The sequence below is a fragment of the Ruegeria sp. CF2 genome (genome assembly GCF_056537385.1).
Window position 1 is genome coordinate 320,563 of the sequence record NZ_JBQFRL010000004.1, and the last position, 15,812, is coordinate 336,374.

Annotated in this window: 10 protein-coding genes and 1 pseudogene; 4 read left to right on the top strand and 7 right to left on the bottom strand. The window is 59.3% G+C overall.

All coding sequences use genetic code 11. The features are described from left to right. Positions 1–7 precede the first annotated feature (7 nt). Positions 8–1,471, top strand: a complete 1,464-nt coding sequence (locus ACR0IR_RS17075) for an aldehyde dehydrogenase (protein ID WP_170366092.1) — start codon at positions 8–10, stop codon at positions 1,469–1,471. 93 nt (positions 1,472–1,564) lie between these two features. After that, positions 1,565–1,962, top strand: a pseudogene (queF, locus tag ACR0IR_RS17080) (preQ(1) synthase); the annotation flags it as partial. A gap of 108 nt (positions 1,963–2,070) precedes the next feature. Here the strand turns inward: queF and ACR0IR_RS17085 are convergent. From ACR0IR_RS17085 to ACR0IR_RS17095, 3 genes are all read right to left on the bottom strand, one after another. Then, positions 2,071–2,694, bottom strand: coding sequence for a hypothetical protein (locus tag ACR0IR_RS17085; protein WP_254441600.1), 624 nt, complete (start codon positions 2,692–2,694; stop codon positions 2,071–2,073). 547 nt (positions 2,695–3,241) lie between these two features. Continuing rightward, complete coding sequence (locus ACR0IR_RS17090) at positions 3,242–4,309, bottom strand: ParB/RepB/Spo0J family partition protein (RefSeq protein ID WP_170366095.1); 1,068 nt, start codon at positions 4,307–4,309, stop codon at positions 3,242–3,244. Continuing rightward, on the bottom strand, positions 4,302–5,687 hold the full coding sequence (locus ACR0IR_RS17095) for an AAA family ATPase (protein WP_170341760.1): 1,386 nt from the start codon (positions 5,685–5,687) through the stop codon (positions 4,302–4,304). Before ACR0IR_RS17095 ends, ACR0IR_RS17090 begins: the two co-directional genes overlap by 8 nt. A gap of 582 nt (positions 5,688–6,269) precedes the next feature. On the opposite strand from ACR0IR_RS17095, the gene ACR0IR_RS17100 reads away from it, so the two are divergent. Further along, positions 6,270–7,544, top strand: a complete 1,275-nt coding sequence (locus ACR0IR_RS17100) for a replication initiation protein (RefSeq protein WP_170366103.1) — start codon at positions 6,270–6,272, stop codon at positions 7,542–7,544. A gap of 21 nt (positions 7,545–7,565) precedes the next feature. On the opposite strand, the gene ACR0IR_RS17105 is transcribed toward ACR0IR_RS17100, so the two are convergent. Beyond that, positions 7,566–9,872 (bottom strand): Tex family protein, encoded by a 2,307-nt coding sequence (locus ACR0IR_RS17105; protein ID WP_170366105.1) that lies wholly within the window; start codon positions 9,870–9,872, stop codon positions 7,566–7,568. Positions 9,873–10,169: 297 nt separating this feature from the next. On the opposite strand from ACR0IR_RS17105, the gene ACR0IR_RS17110 reads away from it, so the two are divergent. Beyond that, the gene (locus tag ACR0IR_RS17110; RefSeq protein ID WP_170366107.1) at positions 10,170–12,383 is read left to right on the top strand and encodes an NADP-dependent isocitrate dehydrogenase; all 2,214 of its coding nucleotides are present in this window, start codon (positions 10,170–10,172) and stop codon (positions 12,381–12,383) included. 560 nt (positions 12,384–12,943) lie between these two features. On the opposite strand, the gene ACR0IR_RS17115 is transcribed toward ACR0IR_RS17110, so the two are convergent. From ACR0IR_RS17115 to ACR0IR_RS17125, 3 genes are read right to left on the bottom strand one after another with little or no spacing between them, the layout of a single operon-like run. Beyond that, positions 12,944–13,639, bottom strand: a complete 696-nt coding sequence (locus tag ACR0IR_RS17115; RefSeq protein ID WP_170366108.1) for a PIG-L deacetylase family protein — start codon at positions 13,637–13,639, stop codon at positions 12,944–12,946. After that, a complete protein-coding gene (locus ACR0IR_RS17120; protein ID WP_170366110.1) occupies positions 13,636–14,550 on the bottom strand; it encodes a methionyl-tRNA formyltransferase in 915 nt (304 codons plus the stop codon). Before ACR0IR_RS17120 ends, ACR0IR_RS17115 begins: the two co-directional genes overlap by 4 nt. Next, a complete protein-coding gene (locus ACR0IR_RS17125) occupies positions 14,547–15,173 on the bottom strand; it encodes a sugar transferase (RefSeq protein ID WP_217353610.1) in 627 nt (208 codons plus the stop codon). The genes ACR0IR_RS17120 and ACR0IR_RS17125 overlap by 4 nt, the downstream gene beginning before the upstream one ends. Between the last annotated feature and the right edge of the window lie 639 nt (positions 15,174–15,812).

The following is a 15,812-nucleotide window of genomic DNA, read 5'->3' on the forward strand; positions in this document are numbered from 1 at the left end:
ATTCTGGATGCAACGGTTTCAGAACTATATCGGCGGCAATTTCCGCGATGGCGACACCTGGTTCGAAAGTGTCGACCCATCCACAGGTGAGGCTTGGGCGCAGATGCCCGCCGCCAGCCAAGCTGATGTGGACCAGGCCGTGATGGCTGCGGACAAGGCCTTCAAATCCCCGGAATGGGCGTCATTGACCGCAACGGCGCGGGGCAAGCTGCTATACCGATTGGCAGATCTGATTGCTGAAAACGCGCCCAGACTGGCCGAGCTGGAAACCCGCGACACAGGCAAAATCATCCGCGAAACCTCGGCGCAGATCGCCTATGTCGCGGATTACTATCGTTACTACGCGGGCCTCGCGGACAAGATCGAAGGCGCCCATTTGCCCATCGACAAGCCAGATATGGAAGTTTGGCTGCGGCGAGAACCCGTGGGGGTTGTCGCGGCGATCGTGCCCTGGAACTCACAATTGTTCCTGTCGGCGGTCAAGATCGGCCCGGCCCTGGCGGCCGGTTGCACAGTGGTGCTGAAGGCCTCGGAAGAGGCCCCTGCCCCAATGCTGGAATTCGCGCGGATCTTTCACAAGGCCGGATTTCCGGAAGGCGTACTGAATGTCCTGACGGGCGGGCCCGATGTCGGCGCTGCCTTGACCCGGCACGAAAGAATTGCCCATGTCGCCTTTACCGGCGGGCCGGAAACGGCTCGGCATATCGTGCGAAACTCGGCAGAGAACCTGGCGTCTACCTCTTTGGAACTGGGTGGAAAGTCGCCCTTTATCGTGTTCGAGGATGCGGATCTGGACAGTGCGGTCAACGCTCAGGTTTCCGGAATTTTCGCGGCGTCGGGTCAAAGCTGCGTTGCCGGGTCGCGGCTTGTGGTTCAGGCATCGATCAAGGACGCGGTCCTGGACCGTCTGCGGCAAAAGGCCGAAGCGGTCGTGATCGGCGCACCGGATGATATGGCGACCGAAGTCGGGCCCCTGTGCACGCAGCGGCAGCAGAAATGGGCCGCCGAACTTGTCACCCGGTCGCAGGCCCAAGGCGCGCAATTGATTACTGGCGGCCAGCCACTTGATCGCGCGGGATTCTACTTTCCGCCGACCATTCTGGATTGCAGTCGGGCGCGCGATGCTGATTGCTTGACGCACGAATTCTTCGGCCCCGTCCTGTCGGTCGTTTCCTTCGAAACAGAGGATGAGGCCATCGCGATCGCAAACGATACCCGGTTTGGCCTGGCCTCGGGCGTGTTCACGCAAAACCTCACGCGGGCCCATCGGATGGTTCGGTCAATCCGAGCCGGCATTGTCTGGGTCAACACCTACCGCGCAGTCAGTCCGATCGCTCCGTTTGGGGGGCATGGATTGTCGGGGCATGGGCGCGAGGGCGGGCTGCAGGCTGCATTGGACTACACCAAAATCAAGTCCGTTTGGCTGCGCACCAGCGACGACCCTATTCCTGATCCTTTTGTCATGCGCTGACCCGCCGGCCACCTCGAAATGCGTAAAACTCGGCAGGAAACTCAGAGACCACGAAACAGATCGGCTTGGCAGTAGCTTGCCCACCGTTACACACTGCGCATCCCGGTTGCAGCGTATTCGAGTTGCAAAACAAGGGTTCAGATTCCACAAGCCGATTTCGAATAGTGCGTGAGATTAACCGCGCCCGAGTTCACTTCGCTCTGCCCGATGAAGGGACAGGCTGACTTTGTTGTTCTGGTGATCGATTGTATTCCGGGAAGCTGGCTTGTCAGGTCGAAGTCTTTGAAGCTCTCCGTGTGGTCTTTCCGAAACCACGGCGCCTTCCGAGAGGACTGCTCCGTTTCCATCGCCCGGCGCCGGGTCAGGTTCCTGACGCATCGATGGTTGTGGATTGGAGGCTACTGGTATCCACATGCGGCATTCCGATCGACCTGTCCTGGCAAACAGGCGCCATGCCCGGAAATGTCTCGATCTCCGATCAGTGTGTGCCCGCCCGATCGCGGAAGGAGGTAATCTTTGAAAAACCCCGCGCCTCGATCAATCGACAAATGTCGCGGGCGCAGGGTCTGCGGTTTGGTCAAACCGGAACAGAAGCAGCCTTACTTGGTGGCACTGACATCTCCGGGGATGCACCCACGGGCGCAGAACCTCATGTCGCTGGGCGCAACAGACCAAACGTCAACATCATTCGGCGGCTTGTTCTTGAAGTCGATATCAAGGCAACTTGCGGCCTTCGGAGTGTAGTACTTGTTTCTGGGGTCGACATTGCCGAGTTGGTCAAACCCGGAAATTAGACGCATATTCGGTCCCCATCTTTCGCCATGCAGTGTCAGATTGGAGTAATAAGCCATCAGCTTGATCGATTTACCCTGCGCGAACATCTTGTAGGTCATCTGGACCCCACCGATTGTCTTGTCGATCGGCCCCTGCTCCAACCCGGAACCAATCGAGATGACCCACCGGCGCTTGAGCGGGATGGAAATATCAACTCCGTCTTCACTGCATTCCAGCAATTTGTACGAAAAAATGTTCAGCACGGCGTTTGTTCTAATCGGGTTCGTGTGAAGCCTCAGAACGCTGTAAACCGGCTTGATGGTGGCACTTTGGATCGGAGCACCGTTGACGACACAATTTTTCTGCAGTACCGCAAGTTCCGTCAGAACCATGTCCGAAAAGGACGACGCAAAACCACCCTCCAGGGACTGCGCCATAAGCGCCGACATTCCGGGGGCCTCTCCAACCACGCCTTGATGTCAGCCATCTTCAGTCCTCGGTCGAAATTACTTCAATGTGCTTTGCCTTTTGTTCAATCGGCGTCAGTCAGAGGGACCTGGTTTCTGACGAAGCTAAAATATGTCCGACCGTGTGCCGGCCCTTATAGTCAGCGCGTTGCGTATTAATTGCCAATGCAAGGCAGAACGCCCGCATTGTTGCCCCAACACGAACCTATCCCAAGTCGGAATTTGCGTCTACTGGCTGGCAAAATGCACCTGCGGGCCAAGCGGGATTCAATCAAGAACGCATCCAGCCAGAATTGGCCCAGCCGACGTTCACACTACCCAAGTTTCAGTCTGTCTCTCCGCTACTCATAGCGGTGGCGGTTCGGCGTCAAAATGGTCAAACGCCGGCGTATTGGAAACAAACCGAGCGTCCGTCATAATGATCATAATTATGCCTTTTTGCATACTACAGGGGAAGTGGCGGAAAGGTACCTGTTTACAGGAAGGTTTGGCCGGTGGAAGCACAGGCCAAACCAATGGTTAAAAATGGTCAGCCCAAATGCTCAACTAGCCGTTCCAACAACCGCGCGGCTTCGTCTACGCTCAGAGTCCGGCCGCGAAGATGTATCCGCAATTCGCCCGCTGATACCTCTGCTCGCAATTCTCCGCCTTTGGGCAGCGTCTGAATAGGCAGCCGTTGAATCTGTTTCGGGCGGCCCCCACGCGGCTTTTCCTGAGTCGGTACAGGCGCGTCTTTCAACGCAGCCTCTATCACGGCCAGTTCCGATTTCGGGTCCGTGGCTTCACCCCGGGACAAGGCCTCCCTCAGCTTGGCCTGCGCGCCATCCCGGATAGCCGCGGCAATCCTGAGACCTGCCTTTTCCGACAACGCAACCGGGTACTGCAGTAGGTCGCCCAAGGCTTCGTGAACCACTGCAAAGCTGCGGACCTTGGACCTTTTGGCCTTGGAGGCTGCGGCGAACAGAACATCCACGGCGGCTTCGGTCGACGGGAACACACCCTGCCCCACAGCGAGGACAGCGATGCGCCCACGTTCATACGGGCTGAGGTTTGATCGAAGTTCGTTCTCCTCGACCATCGAAACATACGCCCCTTGCCCTGCGCCAGCCTGCCGCACGAACGCAGGAATTTGGGCGAATTTCGGGTCACCGCCGGCCAAACGGCGGAAGGCGTCCAACCGGCGATAGCCCGATATCAGACCATAGCCATCCTCGGTTTTGGTCACCTCGATCGGCGTCCGCAGCCCGTTGGAGCGCAGAGATTCCAGCAGTTCGGACATTGCCTCTTCGTCATCGACCATGCGGTCGCGCCGCAAGAAATCGGCATCGATCTGATCTATGGGCACCATCTCTGCGACCAGACCGGCGTCCTGGGCATCCCGCCAACGCGCAGCGTCGCCTTGGTCTTTTGCAAGGGTTGCACGGTCGGTCACTGCTGCCATGCCATTCAGCGCCGCGGCCTCGGCCGCGACCTGCGCGATTGGCGGAGTTGACGGGTTGGCCTCGAACGGACTGATCGAGGGTTTCGCGGCGAAACCAGCCTCGAGTTGTTCAAGCTCCGCCGCATCCGGCGCCGTCAGTCTTCTGCGTTTAGCCATCTGCCTGTCCTCCCATCTGGGCGTCGCGCCACCAACACCCGATCAGCACTTCTTTGAATTCCGCGTAAGTTCGATCGAAGGTCTCTCGCCCCCGGACATAGGTGTCGCGGTTAAAGTCACGGTAGTCCGCTTCGTAGATTCCGTTCACCTGTTCTCCGGCCTGCCCTACCAAAGCGGTGTAATCCTGCCGATAGGCGTTCATGAAATCACCGAAATACGCCTGGATCACGTTGGCCATGTCCGTCTGCTGGCTGGCGTCGAACCGGGTGATGATCGCGCGCACGACATCCCATTCGAACTTGAGTTCGGGCAACCCAGCTGCCCTTTGTGCCGCGTTCTCGCCATCCTCGATACTGGCGAATGTGGTGTAGAGCATGTCGAAGAAGCGCCCGGTGGAATCAAATTCCAGGAATGAAGCTCCGAGCGGCACCAGCAAAATATCCGCTGCGGCCAGCGCATTGATCGTTAGGTACCCAAGTGCAGGAGGAGTATCGAGGAACACGATGTCGTAATCATTCAATACCGCCTCGTCCTGCAAGAAGTTGGTGAGCCCGTCCCACAGCGGCCAACTGCGAAGGCCCATCCGCCAGACCGGGATCTGAAATTCAGCCCAATAAAGGTTCAGTTGAGCACCAATGAGATCAATGTTGGGCCAATGGGTCTTCTGGATGACATCTTGAGGTTGGGTTCTCAGTGCCTCTTGCAGAGTTTCATCCAATGGGATTTCGGGTTGACCGGCAGCGGCGCGGACCCTGTTCTCTTCCTGAACCGCGCGCGCATAGTCTTTTGCGATCAAGGGGAAGACTGTCTGCCATTCATCCGCGACGCGACCACCCAGGATCGACGTCATGGATCCCTGGCTATCAAGATCAATCACCAGCACTTTATAACCGTCCAACGCGGCCGACATTGCCAGATGAGCAGCGGTGGACGTCTTGCCCACGCCACCTTTGAAATTGGCAACGGCAACAACTTTTGCCGGCAGATTTTCTGGCCGGTAGGGCAGGTATTCCTTGGTGCTTACACCTTCGGCCGCGAAATGGCGCCTCAAGGTCAGAACTTCTTCGAGGGTGAACCATTTCGATCCTGCTTCGCCTTCGCCTTGCGGGAGGTCAGGATTTGCCTTGAGGACGCGGCGCAGGTGGGCCGGAGCCACCGGGATCAGGTATTTGGTAATCTCCCAAATCGAAAACCGGCGGAGGCGCTTTTCGCCATCGGGCGCATACCCGCGGCGGGCTAGATCTTCGCGCCCTTTGGCACAGAAGGTTGCAGCTTTTGCGAATCGTGATGTCCCGATAGGATCGGGTAACTTTGATGCAGCCTTGGCCGGATCCAGGTTGAAGTACGGCGGTAGAGCAGGTTGTTTAGATTTTGTCACTGTCGATGCCTCGAATAATGTTCGCCTTTCCGGCGTATATCAGGAAATGTACCGAACATTTTCCTTCTGCGCTATCCTCGAAAAAGCAGTTTTCCACAGAAGAATGCCGAAGAGTTCGGTTTCGCGACGAAACCGGCATTTATTCTCAGAAAAGGGCACACCAAAGAGTTTATTTTCTTTAAGGGTTTTAGATTCTTTGACGACAGAAACCATAAATAAATCATATATTTGTGGTCGCATCGGCACCCGGATACAGGACCAAGGGTTCCTGGCTTCGGGTTAAAAGGGACCTGTATACAGGATCAAAGGGTCCCGAATCCGGGGAGAAGGGCACCGATTCGCGGTTCGGCTCTATCGTGGACTATTTAGGGTCTAATCCGAGTGCGTTGATCGCCGCCTACGCGGGTCACGACTCCAAGTTTGAACCAATTGGCGCCCGCTTCTGTGGATAACTGGGTCGCCGATTCGGATAGGTACCTGTCTACGGGATTCACTCCGTCCTGCATATGGGGACCCAAATTTGGTTGATCCACGGGTACCTTTTGTGTCACAAACTTGGGAAACGAGCAGCCGGGCAGAATCATGCCGGATACACAACTGGACACGGATCACCTTTCAGGCGCTTTGCGTCGGGAAACGGTGAAAAAGAATGTGGCCGCGATCCATATTAGCGGCAAGCTGACGCTGTTGCAGCGCAAGCTGTCCAACGTGTTGCTGCTCAATGCCTACGACTCTCTGACCACGGCGCAGACCCATACGATTGATGCCCGCACCCTGGCGATGATGGTGGGCTACAACTCGAACGACTTCGACACTTTGCGCGCCAGCCTGAGAGCGCTTGCCGAGACAGTGGCCGAATGGGACATGCTCGATGAAAAAGGGCGGCAAGAGTGGGGCGTGTCGTCGTTGCTGAGTTTCGCCAAGCTCAAGGGCGGGATCTGCGAATACGCCTATTCCCCGGCCTTGGCGCAGAAGCTGTACGATCCGAAGATCTATGCGTTGATCAATGTGCATATCCAGCGCAATTTCAGCTCGGGGCACGGGTTGGCCTTGTATGAAAACTGTTATCGATTCGTGCGCACCGGGTCGACCGGGTGGTGGGCGCTCGAGGTGTTCCGCAAATTGATGGGTGTGGACGGCAGCGACTATTACACGAGCTTCAAACACCTGAATGCCAAGATCATCAAACCCGCAGTGGCTGAGGTGAACAAAAGCTCCGATATTCTGATCGAACCCGAGTTCCGCAAGAAGGGCCGCAGCGTCACCGACATTCGGTTCCTGATCAAGGCGAACCCGCAGAAGGCAATGTTCGAGATCGACGACAGCGATGGGGTGCGCAACCTGGCGGTCTACAAGACCTTGCGCAAACAAGGGGTGTCCGATCGGCTGGCGCGTCAGTGGATCTCTGAGCATGGTGAGGATTACGTACAGCAGAAGCTGGACTATGTAGCCGGGCAGGGGGACGTGAAATCAACGCTGGGATATCTTTCGGCCGCCCTGCGCGATGACTACAAGGCCCCCGCGGCAGAGACCGTGAAACCGCCTAGTCCCGAGGCGCTGACCGCAGCCAAGCAGCGGGAGGAAGAGAAGGCACGCGAAGATCAAGCTTATGCCGCGCGCGTGGCGGAGCGCGCCGAGCGTGCCCGCAAGCTGGCCATCGTCGAAGACCTGGTTTCGCGGCGAAACCCCACTCAACGGGATGCCGACAAACGCTTGTTCATGTCGACTTTGTCGGACGAGCTAGACCGAGAGAACTTCCGGCAACACGGATGGCGATCAGGTTTGAACGCCAACGCCATTTTTGCCTTTTGGGAGGAGTTGGAGCCCGACGCGTTCCAGACGGAAACCCCCGCCTGAGGCTCAGGCGGGGCAGGGGGCTTATTGATTTTTCAGTGCATTTCGCAGCGCATCCCCAATCGCGCTGTGCTGCGCATTGTGAGAAGATTTTGCGCGTTGTGATTTCGGGATGCCTTTATTCTTTTCACGCGCGTTCTGGCCTTTGACGTCGCGAACTTGCCGGGCAGAAGCTCCGCCATCCTTGCGCATGCTCAACCCGATCCGCTTGCGCGGCACGTCCACTTCAACGACCCGGACGCGCACGACCTGACCGGCCTTGACCACCTCATGCGGGTCTTTCACGAACCGGTCGGCCAACTGGCTGACATGCACCAGCCCGTCCTGATGCACGCCGATATCGACAAAGGCGCCAAAGGCAGCGACGTTGGTCACGGTGCCTTCCAGCACCATGCCGGGTTTGAGGTCGGTGATCTCTTCGACACCCTCCTTGAAGCTGGCGGTCACGAAGCTGGGACGCGGGTCGCGGCCGGGTTTTTCCAATTCAGCAAAGATGTCGCGCACCGTGGGCAGGCCGAACCGGTCATCCACGAACTGTTCGGCACGCAGACCATGCAGCGCACCATCATTTCCCATGATCTGGCGGATGTCGCGGCCGCAGGCCTGCACGATGCGGCGGGCCACGTCATAGGCCTCGGGGTGGACGACCGAGGCGTCCAGCGGCTCATCCCCGTCGCGGATGCGCAAAAAGCCCGCGCATTGTTCAAAGGCGCGGGGGCCGAGGCGCGCGACCTTCAGCAGATCCTGCCGCGACCGGAACGCGCCGTTCAGGTCGCGATGCGCCACGATGGCTTCGGCCAGACCGGGGCCCAGGCCCGAGACATGGGCCAGCAGCGGCGCCGAAGCGGTGTTCAGATCGACGCCAACGGCGTTCACCACATCCTCGATCACGGCTTCTAGAGACTGGCTCAGCCGGTGTTGATCAACGTCGTGTTGATATTGGCCGACGCCGATGCTCTTGGGTTCGATCTTGACCAGCTCGGCCAGCGGGTCCTGCAGGCGGCGGGCGATCGACACCGCGCCACGTAGCGAGACATCGAGATCGGGAAACTCGCGCGCGGCCAGTTCCGAGGCGGAATAGACCGAGGCCCCAGCCTCGGACACCACGACCTTGGTAGGCGCCTGCACCCCTTTGGGCAGCAGTTTCAGCGTGTCGGCCACCAGCCGCTCGGTCTCGCGGCTGGCGGTGCCGTTGCCGATGGCGATCAGTTCGACGTTGTGGGTGGCTATGAGGTTCAGAATGGTGGCCTGTGCGCCGCGCAGATCGTTCTTGGGTTGGAACGGATACAGCGTGTCGGTCGCCACCAGCTTGCCCGTCGCGTCCACCACCGCAGCCTTGACGCCGGTGCGGATGCCCGGGTCCAGCCCTAGGGTGGGGCGGGGGCCCGCCGGAGCGGCAAACAGCAAATCCTTGAGATTGCGCGCAAAAACCTGAATGGCCTCCTCCTGCGCGCGGCTGCGCAGATCGGCTATCAGCTCGACCATCATTGACAGCGATAGTTTCACCCGCCAGGTCCAGCCCGCAACCTTGCGCAGCCAGACATCGCCGGGCCCGTCGCTGCGCGTCTGCAGATGGGCGGCCACGATCGCCTCGGCCCGGGCGGCGCCGGTTTCGGGGTCGGGGGCGATGTCCAGCGTCACGATCCCCTCTTTCGACGCGCGCAGCATCGCCAGCGCCCGGTGCGAGGGCACCTTGGCCCAGGGCTCGGCATGGTCGAAATAGTCGCTGAACTTGGCGCCTTCCTGTTCCTTGCCCTCGATCACCTTCGAGGTCAGCAGTGCCTCGGCCTGCATGAAGCTGCGCAGCTCGCCCAGAAGGGCCGCGTTTTCGGTCAGACGCTCGGTGATGATGTCGCGCGCGCCGTTCAGCGCGTCTTTGGTGGTGGGCACGGCCTCGGTCACATAGGCCTGGGCCAGCGCTTCAGGCTCGGCGCTGCGGTCGGCCAGGATCGCGTCGGCCAGCGGCTCCAGCCCGTTTTCCCGCGCAATCATTGCCTTGGTGCGGCGCTTGGGTTTGTAGGGCAGGTAGATGTCTTCCAGCTGCGCCTTGGTTTCGGCCTGGGCGATGGATTTGGCCAGATCGTCGGTCAGCTTCCGTTGATCCTTGATCGAGTTCAGGATCGTCTCGCGCCGCGCCTCAAGCTCGCGCAGATAGGCCAGCCGGTCGGACAGGGTGCGCAGCTGGTTGTCATCCAGCCCGCCCGTCACCTCTTTGCGGTAGCGCGCTACGAAGGGCACGGTGGCGCCTTCGTCCAGCAGTTTGACCGCCGCGTCCACCTGTTCGGGGCGGGCATTGATTTCCGTGGCGATGGTGCGGGCGATACGGTCCAACGGGGCCTCCTTGATCTTGGGTTGGAGAACCGTCTTAGCCAGCGCCCGCGCCAAGGGAAAGGCGTCGCGTATCGTCGGCGGGCTGAAAATACGGGCATATGCGCGGTTTTGCGCAAACTGGGTCAAAATGCGCGTTCAGATGCGATTGATCCCGGGCCTCGGGTGATTTAAGGGAAGCCCTGTCAAATCAGAGTCACCCCGGAGCGGAACAGCATTCACGCTCCTCGCACGCCGCGCTGCACGCGGCACAACTCTCGGATCGCACGCCCCTGAAAGGCTTAAAAAAGGTAAGGGAACATGGCAGAAAAATCGAACTTCGACATATTGTATACCATCGTAGACGAAGCGCCGGAGCTGGCCAGTGCCTCGTTCCTGCCCATCATCCGCAAATTCGCCGCGGCCGCGGGCGTCAGCGTCGGTACCAAAGACATTTCGCTGGCCGGGCGCATCATCGCGGCCTTCCCCGAAAACCTGACCGAAGAGCAGCGTCAGCCCGACGATCTGGCCGCCTTGGGTGAGCTGGTGAAAACCCCCGAGGCCAACGTGATCAAGCTGCCTAACATCTCGGCCTCGGTGCCGCAGCTGGTCGCCGCCATCAAGGAACTGCAGGGGCAGGGCTATGACATCCCGGACTACCCCGAGGATCCCAAGACCGACGCCGAGAAAGAGATCCGCGCCCGCTATGATGCGATCAAGGGCTCGGCCGTGAACCCGGTTCTGCGCGAGGGCAACAGCGACCGCCGCGCCGCCAAGGCAGTCAAGCGCTATGCGCAACAGCACCCGCACTCGATGGGCGAATGGTCGGCCGACAGCAAGACCAAGGTGTCGTCGATGCCGGGCAATGATTTCTATGCCAACGAGAAATCGGCCACCATCACCGCAGACCAGACCGGTGATGCGCGGATCGAATTCGTGGGCAAGGATGGCAGTGTTACCGTCCTTAAAGACGGCTGGACACTGGAGGAAGGCACCGTTGCCGATGCCACTTTCATGTCGGTCAAGGCGCTGTCGGAGTTCCTGGATGCCGCGATCGAGGACACCAAGAAAGACGGCACGATGTTTTCGCTGCACATGAAGGCGACGATGATGAAGGTCAGTGACCCGATCATCTTCGGCTATGCGGTCAAGTCGTGGCTGGCGCCGGTGTTCGAAAAATTTGGCGACCGCATGGCACAGCTGGGGGTCAACCCGAACTCGGGCCTGGGCGATCTGCTGAACCGCGTCAAGGACGATGCCGAGATCATGGCCGCGATCGAAGCGGTCAAGGCAGACCGTCCCTCAATGTACATGGTGGACAGCGACAAGGGCATCACCAACCTGCACGTGCCGTCGGACGTGATCATCGACGCCTCGATGCCCGCCGTGATCCGCGCGGGCGGCAAGGGCTGGGACGAGAGCGGCAAGAAGGGCGACACCAACTGCGTGATCCCCGACCGCTGCTATGCGCCGGTCTATGACGAGACCATCAATTTCTTCAAAGCCAACGGTGCGCTGAACCCGGCGACCGCGGGTTCGGTGGCCAATGTGGGTCTGATGGCCCAGAAGGCCGAGGAATACGGCAGCCACCCGACCACATTTGAGGCGCCCGCCGACGGCACGATCCGCGTCGTTCCGGCCAATGGCGAAACCCTGCATTCGCACGAGGTCGAAAAGGGTGACATCTGGCGCGCTTGCACCGCCAAGAAAGCCCCGATTGAAAACTGGATCCAACTGGCGATGGACCGTCAGCGTCTGACCGGCTCCGAGGCGATCTTCTGGCTGGATGCGAACCGCGCCCATGACGCCGAGCTGATCAAATACGTCAAGCAGGCGCTCGAGGCTGCGGGCGTAGCTGACAAGTTCCTGATCATGGCCCCGCGTGAGGCGACCCGCAAGTCGCTGGAAACCATCACCGCCGGCAAGGACAGCATCGCGATCACGGGCAACGTGCTGCGTGACTATCTGACCGACCTGTTCCCGATCCTCGAACTGGGCACCTCGGCCAAGATGCTGTCGATCGTCAAGCTGATGAATGGCGGCGGCCTGTTCGAGACCGGTGCAGGTGGCTCGGCGCCCAAGCACGTTCAGCAGCTGGTCGAGGAAAACCACCTGCGTTGGGACTCGATGGGCGAATTCTGCGCGCTGGGGGAATCTTTGAACTTCCTGGCCGACAGCAGCGGCAACGCCAAGGCCGCGGTTCTGGGCGCTGCGGCCGAGGCCGCAACGCAGGGCATCCTGGACCACGACCGCTCGCCCAGCCGCAAGGTTGGCGAGCCGGACAACCGCGACAGCCACTATTGGTTCGCCCGCTACTGGGCCGAGGCACTGGCCGCGCAGTCGGATGATGCTGAACTGGCCGCGCATTTTGCTCCGATCGCCAAAGAGCTGGCGGAGAAGGAAGAGCAGATCCTCTCCGAACTGCTGGCCGCTCAAGGCAAACCTGCAGATCTGGGCGGCTATTACCAAGGCGATCGCACTAAAACTGCGGCGGTGATGCGCCCCAGCGCGACACTGAACGCGATCATTGGCTGATCACAAAAGGCCGGGTTAGACCAAAGCTAAGGTCGGCATCGAACAATGCGTGTTGTTTCGATGCCGATTAGGCAAAGAAGTTTGTGGCAACGTTCTTGCAAGTCGAGGGCGCTGGCAATGGCAGAGACGTCATTTGGCGGATACGCCCGGCCCAAAAAGGGGCAGAAGGGAGTACTGCAGGGCACCCGCACCAAGATCTCAAGTACCTTGAGAATTGATCCTGCAGTTACTCATACTTCCGACTTTCTCTCTTTGGCGCTGTGATTGCCACTCTCTAAATGTGCTTATGTCCAAGGCAAGACTTCAACTGTGAAGTTGAAACAAGTCCGTCGTTTGGACACACAGCGCTGTACCCATAGACTTTTGGCTTAGGCGGATTGCGCGGATGTAAGCTGAGTGCACAGCGTCAGGTGAGTTGTTTTTCGATCCATTGGCCTTAGAAGTCGCTACCGATGACTTGAATTGATCAAAGACTAAGACGATCGAAGTGAAATACCTGGGCTACGGCGTCGATCTGTTCCTGATCATAGATGGGCCACATCTGCATTTTGCACCTCCTGTCAAATCACCGATCGGACCAGAACAAAGCCTTCAGCCGCCGACCGGTGCACCGTCGCGCCGCGCAGGGTGGCCAGTGCGCGCAAGCTGTCGACCGATCGTTCGTGCGGTGCCTGTTTGACCTGGCTTTCGAACTTGCCGAACGCTTCCAGCTTCCGCTCGATCGTGTCCGAGATGTCGACAAACACGTTTGGCACGAAGGCCGGGGTCAGATAGGGGGCGTTCCAATTTGTTTCGGAAAGGGTTTCGTAGGCCAGAATATTGGCTGGATAGTCATGTTGATGCGGGCGGCTTGCCACCAGCGTGGACAGAAAACTCAACTGGTGATCCATATGAATGTCGCCCGGATGCGGAGCGAGGATCAGGCTGGGGGCAATGTCGCGGACCAGCTTTCCCAGTGCACCGTTCAGGTCCGAATGGGCATGTTCTGACAACTCCGCCGCGTCGAAGTCCATCCAATGTGTCTCGGTGACGCCCAGCAGATCATGCGCATTGCGCGCCTCGCGCCGTGTGGTTGCGACCTGTTCATCGGTAAACTTCGGGGGTTTGCCACGAGTGACGACAACCACGTGCACTTCGCGCCCAGCATCGGCCATGCGGGCCATCGTGCCGCCGGCGCCCAGAACCTCATCATCGGGATGTGGAGCGACGATCAGCGCGGGGCCGGCGTGGCCAGTTGTCAGGTCGGAAGCGATCATGGATGTGTCCTCAGTTTCGCGTGAAGGGCAGGGGGTGTATCGGCCCCTGACCATTCAGTTATGTCCAGACAGCGCCCGTCACCGCAGGCCACCGTAAAGCCGCCGTTGCCGATGACCTGGATCTGGCCGGGCAAGCCGATGAAGTAGCCCTCCGGTTCGGTATACCTGACCCCCGTCAGAACCAGTTTCACGCCATCGGGGCCATAGGTGTAGGCGCCGGGGTAGGGCGGACCCGAAGCACGGATCAGGCGATGAATGTCCGCGGCAGGATTGGTCCAGTCAATCAGGCCGTCCTCGGGGCGGCGGCGGGCGCACAGGCTGGCTCCGTCGGTGCGTTGCGGTTCGGCCGGGATGTCGCCATTGTAAATCTGGTTCAGCAAAGGCGGCAGCAGTCCTGAGACGGCACGCAAAGCTCGATTGTACAATTCGCGTGCGGTGACGGTTTCGGGATCCACCGCATAGATGGCCTGAGCGGCAATAGGGCCGTCATCGGTATCTTCGCCCAACCAGAAAAGCGAGGACCCGACGTTTCGTTCTTGCAACAGGATCGTCCAGGGGATGACACCGCGCCCCCGCAAGCGGGGCAGGGCCGATGGGTGAAATCCGATGCAGCCAATCCGCGCCAACGCCCGGAACTCGGGGCCGCAGATCTGTGACCAACCGAGCACAAGGATCAGGTCGGGTTTGACCTTGGCAATCTGTTCGAGAGTCGCGGGGTCGTTGGTTTTCTCGATATGCAGAACCGGGACACCATACTTCGCTGCCGCCGGTGACAGGTCGACGAAATCCGAATGCCGTGCAGACAGGCGCGGCGACAAGGTTACCAGAAGGGCCGGCACATGCCCGGCACCGCACATCGACATCAGGGCTGCAAGCGTAGTCTCGACGGCGCCGACAAGTACGATATTCACGCGTTCATCTCCTGCATGTCCTGGGCCAGCGGGCCATTCGAGTCCATCCATTTCCGGGCCGCCTCGATCCGGTCGTCGCGGCGGGGTTCGTTGTGCAGGGCCGCACCGACTGTTTCGCCCAGAATCTGCAGGTCCAGCGCCAGTGACCGATGCGCCACATACCATAGATCAAGGCTCAGTTTTTCACTGTTGCTGAGGTTGGTGTTGCCGCTGACCTGCGCCCACCCGGTCAACCCCGGCCGAACGGAACATCGGTATTGTCCGGCGGGTCCGAAGTCTTCGATCGTTTCAGGCAGCAAGGGGCGAGGCCCAACCAGGGCCATTTTGTTTTGCAGGATCAGAAGGAGTTGCGGGATCTCGTCGAGGCGCAGGCGTCGGATCATTGCCGTGGCGCGCGTCTGGCGATCCGCATCGGGGTGCAAAGATCCATCCACCGCGCGCGTCTCTTTCATGCTGCGCAGTTTGTAGAGTCGGAAATTGCGACCCTGTCGTCCGGCTCGGATCTGCGAAAACATCAATGGACGGCCGATGGACAAAAGCACCACGACACACGCAATGACAAAGAAGGGAAGCGCGAGCAGGCCCAGCAGCAGGCAGATCAGGATTTCAAGCAACCGGTTCACAAATCAAATCCAACTCGCAACACGCGGGGTCCCGCGACACACAAAAAATCAACCAATACAAAGGGACGCGACACGCCACCCGAGCAACCGCGACTGAAATACCGACAACCCGGGTCGACAAGCGGCGATGCAGCAAGATTGGTCGAAACGGATTCTGTTTGCAAGCCGTCGATGCCGCCGCGGGATGCAGGGGCTGAGAATGCAGGGTTGACCAGAAGATGACGCTGATTTGCCCTCCGTGTTGCGTCAACGATTCGAGCCAAAGTCTGAAACTGTTTCTGACTTGGAGGCTCCGGTTCTAGCACGGAACTTTTTTCTGACTGCTGTTGAGAACTTCAGTGTTGATGTTTGAACATGGTGGATTCGAGCTGTGGATTGCCATGGATAGGCCATGGGGCTGCCGTTGAAGAGAGTAAACAGTTGGGCGAGCGGTTCGCATTTGCCGAACGAAGAGCGGCTGTGGAACCGTGCTTGTGGTGCAGTGATTTTTTTCAACTCTCTGAAACACAAAAAACACCGCACGAGCATACCCACTTTAATAGTAATGTGAGACCCGCTTTCGCACTCCAAGCTCCTAAATTGATGGCGCAGTGGCACAGGCCTCCTTTTTCGCGGATGCAAAGATGTGCAACGGCCCAC